Origin of the sequence: Microbacterium sp. gxy059, assembly GCF_050958665.1 — a bacterium.
GTDB lineage: Bacteria > Actinomycetota > Actinomycetes > Actinomycetales > Microbacteriaceae > Microbacterium.
In genome coordinates this window covers 13,718-25,978 of record NZ_JAMXWT010000009.1, presented here as the reverse complement: position 1 = coordinate 25,978, position 12,261 = coordinate 13,718, and the positions used below count along the sequence as shown (strand labels likewise).

The window sequence follows — 12,261 nt, the reverse complement described above, 5'->3', positions numbered from 1 at the left end:
TCAGTTCATGCCGTCTTCGGAATGCGAGGGATCCTCACCTGCGGCGTCATCGGATCCGTCGCCATCGGGATCCGCGTCGGCGCGCTCCGCCGCCTCCTCCTCCGCGGCCTCGGCGCGGTCGCGGCGGCGACGATGGATCTGCCGGTACGTGCCCGCGCCGAGCAGCAGCACGACGAGCACGACGAGCACGGTGACGCCGATGCGCTCCCACTCGGCGCGCACGGCCACCTGCATGTCGCGCGGCGGCCCGATCTGCTCGCCCGTCATGGCGTGGAGCGCGTAGTGCACGACGAGGTCGCCGCTGCCGACGCGGGCCTCGATCGGGATGGTCACGCGCGTCGAGCTCTCCGGCTGCGCGATGACCTCGGTGCGCTGCTCGATGCTGAGGCGCGGGTCGTCCGGCACCGCCTCGATGACGACGCGCGCGGGGTAGGGGAGGTCGTTGCGGATCCACACCGGCATGTCGGCCTCGGGGCTGAGCAGATGCACCGGCGACGGATCCTGCAGATCGATCGCCTCGCCGCGGCGCGCGAGCTCCGCCTCGAACGCGACCCGGCGATCCGCCCACGCGTCGTGGTTCGTCGTCCAGCCCACGGAGAGGAAGCGCAGCATCTCGGCGCGGGTCTGCCCCCGCAGCAGCTCGGGCCGCTCGAGCGCGGTCGAGATGTGCCAGATCGCCGGGGCGAGCTCCTGATAGCGCCGCACCGCCGCGACGCGCTCCTCGTCGTCGGGCGCCTCCCGCAGGGCGACGGATCCGCTTCCCGCCGCGAGGGCGTCGGAGAGGCCCGTCGGCGCGAAGGCGGGGCTGCGCAGGCCCGCCTGCACGGCCTCCCGCAGCCCGTCCGCCGTCACGTCGGGCGCGGTGGACGGCGACGTGACGCCCTCCGCGTCGGTGTCGAGCTCATCCGATCCCATGCGGTCGAGCGCGACGAGCAGCGGGCCGTCGGTCTCCGAGGCGCCGAGCCACAGCTCGGCCGTCGCGGCCACGAGGGCTGTCTCGCGGTCGAACGAGGAGGTCGCCTGCGCGGCCTCGAGGAGGGCGTCGCCGGCCGCGTCGTCGTAGGCGAGGACCGACTGGCCCAGCGCGGGCGACCCGTCGACCGTGGAGCTCGCGGGCACGAGGACCCGCGCGTCGCCGATCGCCGCGAGCGTGTCGTCGTCCGCCGAGCCGGGGGCCGGCCAGACGATCGACGAGGACGCCTGCCCGCCGATGTCGAGCAGATCGTCGAGCTCCGGCGCCTCGGTGACATCCCCCGGGAGGTATGCGTCGAGACCGGCCGGACCCAGCGGCGTCGCGAGACCCGCGTCGAGCTGAGCCGTCACGTCGGCATCGGCGAACTGCAGCGCGAAGCGATCGTTCGGCAGGGTCTCCAGCCGCGTGAGCCATTCGGTCGCCGACGCGGGCGCGGCCTCGCCCAGCACGCGGATCGCCGCGGGGATCGCCGGATCCACCGCGAGCACAGCGGCGGTGCCCTCCACCGCGTCGAGCTGGGCCGAGAGGAGGCCGTCCTCGCCCGTCAGCGTCGCGAGCACGTCCGCCGAGAAGAGGCCCCGCGTGTCCACGGGGCCCGTGATCGGCATCACCATCGCCACGGCCGGTCGATCCCCGCCCGTGACGATGAGGAGGCTCCGCGCCTCGGTCGCCGGGTTCGCGCCGTCGAAGCGGGCGTGCAGCGGATATACGCCGGACGGAATGTCTCCGAGGTCGACGCTCGTCGACGTGCCGAGAACGTCGCCGCCGCCCACCGTCTCGGTGTCGAGGGAGTCGAGCTCGGTGAGCGAGGTCGACGCCGACCCGTCGAGCCACGCGTCGATGTCGCGCGCGGAGCCGAGCCGGTCCCCGCGGGAGATCGCGACCGACGACTCGGGGATCTCCTCCCCGGAGGAGTTGGCGATCTCGACGCGCACGGAGGCGGATCCGCCCGTCACGACGCCGCGAGACGTCGGCGCGATGCGCAGGGGCGGACGCCCCTCCGCGTCGTCGCCGGGCTCCGGCTCGGCGTTCGCGACCGTCGCCGGCAGCTGCCGGGGCGCCGGGACGTCCGCGTGCGCGGCGATGGGCGCGGCCGTCAGCGCGAGCGCGAGCGCGGCGCCGCAGAGCGCGGCACGGCGTCGGATCAGGAGCGATGTGGTCATAAGAAGGGCCGCGCGGAAGTCAGGACCGCCCGGTTCCCCAGCGATCTTACGGACGCCTCCCGTGTTGACCCTCCATCTGCGATCCGCGCCGCGGCCCGCGGCGTTCTAGGATCGCCAGTGACTCTCCGTGCGCGGGCGACATCGCCGCGCCCGTTCACCGCTGACGAATCGCGAGATCCCCATGCCCGAAGACGACATCCGCCCGCTGACCGCCGAGCCGCTCACGGGGGGCGTCGTGCGTCGCACCGATCGGCTGGCGGACGGCCGCGAGCTGATCTACTACGACGACGCCGACACGACCCTCCCCGCCGAGCGCCGCATCGACGGCCGCGCTCTGGATCCTCGCCCGGAGACCGCGTCCATGCGCCGCGACGTGCTCACGGGCGAGTGGATCACGGTCGCCGCGAACCGCCAGAACCGCGCCATGCTGCCGCCGGCCGAGCTCGATCCGCTCGCGCCGCAGAGCGAGACCAACCCCTCCGAGGTGCCGAGCGTCTACGACGTCGCCGTCTTCGAGAACCGGTCCCCCTCGCTCGGTCCCGCCCTCGCCGAGGCGACGGGCGGCGTTCCGCAGGGCGACGACGCGCCGCAGGGGCTCGACGACCTCGCCGCTCCGGGGCTCGGCCGCACGCGCACGGCGATCGGCCGCTGCGAGGTCGTGTGCTTCAGCCCCGAGCGCACGGGGTCGTTCGGCACGCAGAGCGTCGCCCGCGCCCGCACCGTCATCGAGGCCTGGGCCGACCGCACCGCCGCGCTGTCCGCGCTGCCCGGCGTCGAGCAGGTCTTCCCGTTCGAGAACCGCGGCGAGCAGATCGGGGTGACGCTGCACCACCCGCACGGCCAGATCTACTCCTACCCGTACGTCACGCCGCGCACGCAGGCGCTGCTGCGCCAGATCGACGCCGAGGGCCCCGACCTGTTCGAGCGGATCCTCGCGTTCGAGCTCGCCGGGCCGCGCACCGTCATCGAGGCGGAGCACTGGGTCGCGTACGTGCCGTTCGCGGCCCGCTGGCCCGTCGAGGCGCACCTCGTGCCCCGCCGTCACGCCGCCGACTTCACCGAGCTGACGGGCGACGAGCGCGACGAGCTCGCGCACGTCTACCTGCGGCTGCTGCGCGGGGTCGACGCCCTCTACGACGACCCCACGCCGTACATCGCCGCCTGGCACCAGGCGCCCGTGAGCACGGGACGCGACGCGGTGCGCATGCACCTGCAGCTCACCTCGCCCCGCCGCGCCGCCGACAAGCTGAAGTTCCTCGCCGGCTCCGAGGCCGCCATGAGCGCCTGGACGGCCGAGATCCCGCCCGAGAAGAGCGCCGAGCGGCTGCGGGACGCGATCGCGCGCGCGGGCGAGGTCGACGCATGACCGCCGCCCAGGACGACGCGATCCGCCTGTTCCGATCGCTGACGGGATCCGCGCCCGCGGGCGTCTGGTCGGCTCCCGGCCGCGCGAACCTCATCGGCGAGCACACCGACTACAACGAGGGGTTCGTGCTGCCCTTCGCCATCGCCCAGCGCACCTTCGCCGCCGTCGGCCCCCGCGACGACGAGCGGATCCGCGTCGCGTCGACGTTCAGCGACGAGCAGGTCGAGGTCGCGCTCGACGAGCTCGACGGGCTCTTCTCCGGGCCCGCGGGCGAGGCCGTGCGCAGCGGCGCGGTCGCCGAATGGGCGGCCTACCCCCTCGGCGTCGCGTGGGCGGCGCTCGCCGCGCGCCCGGACGCCCGCGCGACGGGCCTCGACATCGCGATCGCCTCCGACGTCCCGGTCGGCGCCGGCCTCTCGTCGTCGGCGGCGATCGAGGGCGCCGCGGCCGGCGCGCTGAGCGACCTGTGGAGCCTCGACCTGTCGCTCATCGACATGGCGAAGATCGGCCGCCGCGCGGAGAACGAGGCGGTCGGGGCTCCGACCGGGATCATGGACCAGGTCGCCTCCGTCATGGGGCGCGTCGACGCGGCGACGTTCCTCGACTGCCGCACGCTCGAAACCCGATCCGTCGATCTCGGGCTCGCGGGCGAGGGCCTCGCGCTGCTCGTCATCGACACCCGCGTGACGCACGCGCACTCGACCGGCGGCTACGGCGACCGGCGCGCGGCGTGCGAGCGCGGTGCAGCGGCCCTCGGCGTGCCGATGCTGCGCGACCTCGGGACGGACGATCTCGAGCGCGCCCGTCGGACGCTGGACGACGAGACCTTCCGCCGGGTACGGCACATCGTCACCGAGAACCAGCGCGTGCTCGACGCGGTCCGGACCCTCGACGCCTCCGGCCCGCGCGCCATCGGCGATCTGCTCGTGGCGTCCCACGCGTCGATGCGCGACGACTTCGAGATCTCGGTGCCCGAGCTCGACGCCGCCGTCGACGCGTCGCTCGCGGCGGGCGCGATCGGCGCGCGCATGACGGGCGGCGGATTCGGCGGATCCGCCATCGCCCTCGTCGAGCGCGCCGCGGTCGACGCGGTGTCGCGCGCCGTCGCGGCGGCCTTCGACGCCGCCGGCTTCCGCGCGCCCCACCTCTTCACGGTCGAGCCGTCGGAGGGCGTCCGCCGCGACGCGTGACGGCCTGCGGCGCGGGCGCGTCGCCGGGTGGGGTGCGGGAGTCACGGCGCCCGTCGCCGGGCTGGGGCGAGGGCGGGCCGGCTCGCGCGTGGGCCTGCGGGGGCGGATCCGCTTGCGTCGCCGGCCCGCGGGTGTCCGCCGTGGGGATGACGTGGATCCGCCTGCCCCACGATCAGCGTGTCTCGCATGTGGCGGGAAATCAGCCCGGTTTCCGACCAGAAACGAGACATGCATGCGTGGGCTGCGCCAGCGTGTCTCGAATACGGCGGGAATCCGGCCCGGTTTCCGACCAGACGTGAGACACGCTTGGGTGGGGTGCGTACGGCATGTCTCGCGTACGGCATGTCTCACATCCGGCGGGAAAGCAGCCCGGTTCCGACCAGAAGCGAGACACGCGTGCGTGGGTTGCGCATGCATGTCTCGCATGTGGCGGGTATGCAGGCGTCATTCTCGCCAGAAGCGAGACACGCTCGGCGCTCACGCGAAGCGCAGGAACCCGTCCACGAGCAGCGCGCGCACGGCGGGCAGCACGGATCCGCTCAGCGCCTCCTCGTCCACCTCGAGCAGCTGCGCGAGGGCGCCGACGATCTGCCCGACCGTCAGCTCGCCGTCGCTCGCGCCCACGAGCCCCGCGAGCGCCGGGTCGGCCTGCACGGAGCGCCCGAACCCGGCACCCTGGCGCAGCTCGATCAGCGTCGGGTTCTCCTCCCCCGGCATGTGGTGGCGCGCCTCCGTCACGTCGGGCGCGACGCGGAGGGTCGCGTTCGCGAGCGCCTCGTCGTCGACGACCGCGAGCGCGTCGTGCACCGCGAGGGCGTCGGCGAGATGCGCGCCGAGCGCGGTCTCGTCGGGGATCGGCTGCGGGATCCGCTCGTAGCGCGCCAGCGTCGGCGCGCCCGCCGCGCGGCGCAGCAGCACGTACCCGAAGCCGACCGCCGTCACGCCGCGCTCCGCGAAGTCGTCCAGCCAGGCGCCGAGCAGCCGATCGTGCGCGGGCGATCCGGGCACCGTCCCGCCGTCGCGGATCCACATCTCGGCGTAGGCGATCGGATCGAGGCGCTCGCGCTCGATCACCCACGCGTCGAGCGGCACGGGTGACGACTCCACCCAGGCGCGCACGCGATCGAGGCCGTCGACGCCGTCTCGCGTCTCCCAGTTGCCGAGCAGCTGGCAGGCGCCGCCGGGGACGAGATGCTCCCCCGCGCCGCGCACGACCTGCTCGACGAGCGCGTCGCCCACGAGGCCGCCGTCGCGGTACTCGTATGCGGGAACGTCGGCGGTGCGCGGCGTGATGACGAACGGCGGGTTCGACACGATGCGATCGAAGGTCTCGCCGGCGACGGGATCGAAGAGGGATCCGCGCCGCGTCTCGATCCCCGACGCGCCGTTCAGCAGGGCGGTGAGACGCGCGCAGGCGAGCGCCGGCTCCGAGATGTCGGTCGCGACGACCGCGTCGGCGTGCTGCCGCGCGACGAGGGCCTGGATGCCGCAGCCGGTGCCGAGATCGAGCACGCGGCCCGCGGGCGTCGGCAGCTGCAGCCCCGCGAGGGTCAGCGAGGCGCGGCCGACGCCGAGCACGAAGTCCTCCGCGAGCGCGCCGCTGTCCGACGCGAGCTCGTCGAGGCCGGCGACGATCCACCATTCGGCGCCGAGGGAGTCCTGGGGGCGGATCGTCGCGACCGGCCGCACGAGATCGCCGTCGCGCTGCGCGAGGCCGAGGGCGACGAGGCCGCGGGATCTGGCGGTCGGCAGCGCGCGGTCGACCGCCTCGGTCGGCTGCGTCCGGCCGAGGGTCAGCAGGCGGGCGAGCGTCGCGAGTGCGTCGTCGCGGTCGGCGAGCGCGCGGAGGCCCGGGGTGCGCAGGCCCCTCCGCACGGCGTCGTCTGCCTCGGCGCCCCACGCGTCGCGCAGGGCGGAGGAGCGCAGCCCCGCCGCGGCGAGGTCGGCGGCGAGGTCTCGGCAGAGGGCGGGATCGGGATTCGGCATCCGCCCATTGTCGCGCGGGCGCCTGGGCTGCCCTGCCCGGAGTCGGCGGGGCGGTGGAGGCCGGGCGCGTCGACGGGGTGCGGGGCGCGTCGGTGCGGTGCGCGGCGCAGGTCGGCGGTGGCCCGATGCACGACGACGCCATTTCTCCGTGCGGGGCGGGCAGCGCGCCGGTTTCGGGGCGTTGGGCGGGATTGTGGCGTCGTCGTGCATCGGCGCGGAGTCGGCGGGGCATGGGATCCCTGGGCCGCCGGATACTGCGGGGGAGGTGGTGCCCCGGTGCACGACGACGCCATTTTCTGGGGAGTGACGGCATTCCGCCCGGCTCTGGGGCGTTTGGGTCGGGTTCTGGCGTCGTCGTGCATCGGCGCGGGACGACGGCGTCCCGAGCGAACCCCCGGAAGCCCGCGACTACCCTGGAGCGCATGCTCAACATGGCCGAAGGCGTGGCGCGCCTCGGCGACCTCGCGCAGTCCCCCGTCGTCGCCGAGCTCGCCCGCGCGTTCGCCGCGGCGGGGCATCAGCTCGCCATCGTGGGCGGCCCCGTGCGCGACGCCCTGCTCGGACGCGCCACGCACGACCTCGACTTCACGACCGACGCCCGGCCCGACCGGATCCTCGAGATCGTGACGCCCGTCTCCAGCACCCAGTGGGACATCGGCCGCGCGTTCGGCACGATCGGCGCGCGCGTGAGGGGCGAGCAGGTCGAGATCACCACCTTCCGCGCCGACAGCTACGACGGCGAGACGCGCAAGCCGCAGGTCGAGTTCGGCGACACGCTGGAGGGCGACCTCGCCCGCCGCGACTTCACGGTCAACGCGATGGCGCTCGTCGTGCCCGAGGTGCGGCTCGTCGACCCGACCGGCGGCGTCGAGGACCTCCTCGCCGGCACCCTGCGCACCCCCATCGACCCGCGCGTGAGCTTCGGCGACGACCCGCTGCGCATGCTGCGCGCGGCGCGCTTCTCGGCGCAGCTCGGCTTCGACGTCGAGGACGGCACGCGCGACGCGATCGCCGACCTGCGCGGATCCCTCGGCATCGTCAGCGCCGAGCGGGTGCAGTCCGAGCTGAACCGCATGCTGCAGACCGACGACCCCGTGCGCGGGATCCGCGCGATGGTCGACACGGGGCTCGCCGACGAGTTCCTGCCCGAGATCTCGGCGCTCAAGCTCGAGGTCGACGAGCACCATCACCACAAGGACGTCTACGAGCACTCCCTCACGGTGCTGCGGCAGGCCATCGACCTCGAACGCGAGCGGAACCCGGGCGCGGACCCCGACGTGGCGCTGCGCCTCGCCGCCCTGCTGCACGACATCGGCAAGCCCCGCACGCGGAAGCTCGAGGACGGCGGGGCCGTGACCTTCCACCACCACGACATCGTCGGATCCCGCATGGCGAGGAAGCGCCTGCAGAAGCTGAAGTACGACACCGCGACGATCCAGTCGGTGTCGCGCCTCATCGAGCTGCATCTGCGGTTCTTCGGCTACGCCGAGGGGGCGTGGACCGACTCGGCCGTGCGTCGCTACGTGCGCGACGCGGGGCCGGAGCTGGAGAGGCTGCACATCCTCACCCGCGCCGACGTGACGACCCGCAACCGCCGCAAGGCGCTGCGCCTGGCTCGCGCCTACGACGACATCGAGACCCGCATCGTGCAGCTGCGCGAGCAGGAGGAGATCGACTCCGTGCGTCCCGAGCTCGACGGCAACCGGATCCAGGAGGTCCTGGGCATCGCCCCCGGGCCCGAGGTGGGGAAGGCGTACCGCTTCCTCCTCGACCTCCGCCTCGACGAGGGACCCATCGGCGAGGAGGAGGCCGAGCGGCGCCTTCTCGCGTGGTGGGACGCGCAGAGCTGAGGGGATCCGCACGCCCGCCTGAGCGCGCCCCGCGAGCGCTCGTCTGCTGACCTGGGTGGATCCCGCGGCCCGCCGCGCCTGAGCGCCCTCCCGCCGAGCGCCGCCCCGAGTGCCCCTCCGCTCGAACGCGCCCCCGCCGTGGACCCCGCCGCGTCCGCCGACCCGCCGAGCGCCTGAACGACGCCCCGGGCGCCCCTCCTCTCGAACGCGCGCCCGCCGCGCCTGGGCGCGCTCCCGCGAGCGCTCGTCTGCCGACCTGTGCGGATCCCACCGCGTCCGCCGACCCGACCCCGCTGAGCGCGCTCCTGCCGCGCCGTGCGGATCCGCCCGCCGCACCCCGCGCACGCGCATCCGCCGCCCTGAGCGGATCGGGGGATCCGCCCGCCCGCATGAGCGCCCTCCCGCCGCGGATCCCGCCGACCCGCGCGCCGAGCACCCGCCCCTCCCCGGTAGGGCCTCGCGGGGGCGCGCATCCCTCCCCGGGATGAGGCGAGACGGCCGAGCCTCGTCCTGCGGAGGGATCTTCTCTGGGTAACCCCCGAATTCCACCCTGGAACCGGGGATTCGCCGGGCGCGCCCGGTAGCGTGTGTGCTCGTGTCCGCCACCTCTCACGAACGTCCCCTCCGAGTGCTCCTCGGGTGCGACACGTTCGCGCCCGACATCAACGGCGCCGCGCGCTTCGCCGAGCGCCTCGCCGCCGGGCTCGTCGCCCGCGGGCACGAGGTGCACGTCAGCGCCCCCAACCAGCGGCATCGCGAGGAGCCGCCCCGCGTCGAGCGCATCGAGGGCGAGGACCTCACGGTGCATCGCCTGCCGTCGGTGCCGCTCCCCTGGCACGAGTGGCTGCGCTTCGTGTGGCCGTGGCGCTCGAAGCACTACGCGCGGAAGGTGCTCGACCGCGTGCGCCCTGACGTCGTGCACATCCAGTCGCACATCGTCATCGGCCGCGGCCTCGCGAGGGAGGCGCGCAAGCGCGGGATCCCGGTGATCGCGACGAACCACACGATGGCCGAGAACATCCTCGACTTCACGCGCATGCCGGAGTGGGCCAACCGCATCTTCGTGCGCGAGGCGTGGGCCGACGCGAAGCGCACGTTCGACCTCTGCGCCGCCGTGACGACCCCGACGCGCAAGGCCGCCGACTTCCTCGAGTCGACGATCGACGTCGCGGGCGTCGTGCCGGTCAGCTGCGGCATCGACATGACGCAGTACACGGCCGACCTGACGCCGCGCGACGAGAACCGCGTCGTGTTCGTGGGCCGGCTCACGAGCGAGAAGCGCATCGACGTGCTGCTCCGCGCCGTCGCCCAGCTCGACCCGGCGCTCGAGACCGCGGTCGACATCGTCGGAGACGGCGACCAGCGGGCGGCGCTCGAAGCCCTCGCGACCGAGCTGGGGATCAGCGACCGCGTCTCGTTCCTCGGCCACACGACCGACGAGGAGCTGCGCGCCGCGCTGACCCGCGGATCCGTGTTCGCGATCGCGTCGATCGCCGAGCTGCAGTCGATCGCGACGATGGAGGCGATGGCCTCCGGCCTCCCGATCGTCGCCGCCGACGCCGTCGCGCTGCCGCACCTCGTCTCGGACGGCGAGAACGGATTCCTCTTCCCGCCGGGCGACGTCGACGCGCTCGCCGCGCGGCTCGCCGAGGTGCTGGCGCTCTCTCCCGAGCGCCGCGAGCGGATGCAGCGGGCCTCGCTCGAGCTCGTCTCGATGCACGACATCGGGCGCACGCTCGACACGTTCGAGTCGCTCTACCGCGGAGAGCCGCTGCCGGCATGATCGGCGCGGGCGACGTCGACGGGGCGGAGCGCCCGCTGCACGTCGTGCTCTTCGCCGACCAGCACGTCGAGACGTCGGGCGGCGCGCAGGTCGCGATGCGCCTGCAGCGGCGCTTCCTCGAGCGCCTCGGCCACACCGTGACGGTCGTCGCGCCCCGCCGTCACGGCCGCGACCTGCCGGGCGCGGGCGACGAGGCGTACGTCGACATCCCGTCGATCCCCGTGCCGACGGATCGCGAGTACGCGTTCGTCTGGCCCGGATCCCGCGCCGACCGCGCGGTCGACGAGGGGATCGCGCGCCGCGTGGCCCGCGGCGCGCCTCTCCCCGACGTCGTGCACGTGCAGGCGGACTTCTGGGGGGCGTTCCTCGGCGTCCGCTTCGCGGAGCGGGCCGGGATCCCCCTCGTCATCACGATGCACAACAGGGTCGACGCGGGGATCGAGGCGACGACCCCCGCCCCGCGGCTCGTGCTGCGGGCGCTCAATGCGTGGCGCAGGTGGCAGCTGCCGGGCTCCGGGCCGGGCGACGACGGGTGGGCGCACCTCGCGGGCCTCGCCTCGCGGGCGGCGGCGGTGACGGCGCCGTCGGCGCACTTCGCGCGCCGCCTCGAGGAGCACGGGGTGTTCCGGCCGGTCGACGTGGTGTGGAACGGCATCGACGACGGCGTGCTCGCGGACCTCGGCGGCGGATCCGCGGGGGCGGCGGGCGAGCAGGCGGGCGTCGCGCGGAGCGAGGATCCGGATGTGCGCGGTCGCGAGGGCGGCGGGACCGGGTCGGGCGCGCCGGGCGAGCAGGCGGGCGTCGCGCGGAGCGAGGATCCGGATGTGCGTGGTTCCGAGGGCGGCGGGTCCGGGTCGGGCGCGCCGGGCGAGCAGGCGGGCGTCGCGCGGAGCGAGGATCCGGATGTGCGTGGTTCCGAGGGCGGCGGGTCCGGATCGGGCGCCCCGGGGCGTGCGCGTCCGGGGGATCCGCGCCGCGCGCCCGGCGGATCCACGGGGTCGGGAGCCGAGTCGGGCGCGGAGGGCGTCGCGCGGAGCGAGGATCCCGACGCGCACGGTTCCGAGTCCGGCGGAGTCGGATCGGACGCCGGCGGCGGCCCGGGAGGCGGATCCGGATCGGGCGCTCCGGACGGGCCCGCGGCCCCCGTGCGCCTCGTGTGGGTCGGGCGGATGAGCCCCGAGAAGCGGCTCCTGCCGTTCCTCGAGGCGCTCGCCGCGTCTGGCGCCGACGCGCGCGCGGAGGTGATCGGGGCGGGCTTCGAGCTTGCCGCCGCCCGCCGCCTCGTCGCGGCGCGCGGGATCGCCGGGCGCGTGGACTTCCTCGGACGCCTTCCCTACCGGGAGACCCTCGCCCGCGTGCGCGCGGCCGATGCGCTCGTGCAGACCTCGATCGGCTTCGAGACGCAGGGCATGACGCCCTTCGAGGCCGCGTGCCTCGGCACGCCCGCGATCGTCAGCGACCCCGACATCGCCGACGAGATGGGCGGCGGCGTGTGGCGCGTCGAGCCCGCAGCCGAGGAGCCGGCGCGCGTCGCCGCCCTCGCCGATGCGCTGCGCGTCGCCGTCCGCGACCTGCGGAACGGCCGCGCGCCGCGCCCGGCGGAGCGCGTGGTCCGCGAGTTCCGCCAGTCGTCCCGCACCGACGCGATGGTCGCCGTCTACCGGCGGGCGCTCGCGGGCTGAGAGGCGCGCGGCGCGGATCCTGCGTCCGCCCCTCGTGCACGACGACGCCAGATCTCGGTCGAATGCCCCGGAGGGCGCCCATATCCCGGCTCCGCGCCGAAGAATGGCGTCGTCATGCATCGGGCGCTCGCGATCCCGCCCCTCGCCGAACGGGCGATGATCGCGGGCTCCGCGGGCCGGGCGCCGGGGATCCGCCCGCTGGTTCCGGATGGCTCCGCGGGCCCGACCCCCGCGCCCCTGCGACGATGGAGGATCACCCGCGCATCGA

Annotated in this window: 7 protein-coding genes; 5 read left to right on the top strand and 2 right to left on the bottom strand. The window is 74.9% G+C overall.

All coding sequences use genetic code 11. From position 1 onward, the window contains the following. Positions 1 to 2,136 carry a DUF6049 family protein gene (locus NHL53_RS07185; protein WP_433776177.1) on the bottom strand — a complete coding sequence of 712 codons (2,136 nt, stop codon included), beginning with the start codon at positions 2,134 to 2,136 and terminating at the stop codon, positions 1 to 3. A gap of 181 nt (positions 2,137 to 2,317) precedes the next feature. Here NHL53_RS07185 and galT point away from each other — a divergent pair, with 181 nt between their 5' ends. Beyond that, a complete protein-coding gene (gene galT, locus NHL53_RS07180; protein WP_433776176.1) occupies positions 2,318 to 3,502 on the top strand; it encodes a galactose-1-phosphate uridylyltransferase in 1,185 nt (394 codons plus the stop codon). Then, complete coding sequence (gene galK / locus NHL53_RS07175) at positions 3,499 to 4,692, top strand: galactokinase (RefSeq protein ID WP_433776175.1); 1,194 nt, start codon at positions 3,499 to 3,501, stop codon at positions 4,690 to 4,692. The genes galT and galK overlap by 4 nt, the downstream gene beginning before the upstream one ends. A 477-nt stretch (positions 4,693 to 5,169) precedes the next feature. Here galK and NHL53_RS07170 read toward each other — a convergent pair whose 3' ends face one another. Next, positions 5,170 to 6,678, bottom strand: a complete 1,509-nt coding sequence (locus tag NHL53_RS07170; RefSeq protein WP_433776174.1) for a DUF7059 domain-containing protein — start codon at positions 6,676 to 6,678, stop codon at positions 5,170 to 5,172. 422 nt (positions 6,679 to 7,100) lie between these two features. Between NHL53_RS07170 and NHL53_RS07165 the strand changes: the two genes are divergently transcribed. From NHL53_RS07165 to NHL53_RS07155, 3 genes are all read left to right on the top strand, one after another. After that, positions 7,101 to 8,528: a CCA tRNA nucleotidyltransferase gene (locus NHL53_RS07165; protein ID WP_433776173.1), complete on the top strand. Its 1,428-nt coding sequence runs from the start codon at positions 7,101 to 7,103 to the stop codon at positions 8,526 to 8,528. A gap of 595 nt (positions 8,529 to 9,123) precedes the next feature. Next, positions 9,124 to 10,311, top strand: coding sequence for a glycosyltransferase (locus tag NHL53_RS07160; protein WP_433776172.1), 1,188 nt, complete (start codon positions 9,124 to 9,126; stop codon positions 10,309 to 10,311). Beyond that, entirely contained in the window at positions 10,308 to 11,993 is a 1,686-nt protein-coding gene (locus NHL53_RS07155; RefSeq protein WP_433776171.1) for a glycosyltransferase, read from the top strand. Before NHL53_RS07160 ends, NHL53_RS07155 begins: the two co-directional genes overlap by 4 nt. The last annotated feature ends 268 nt before the right edge of the window (positions 11,994 to 12,261 follow it).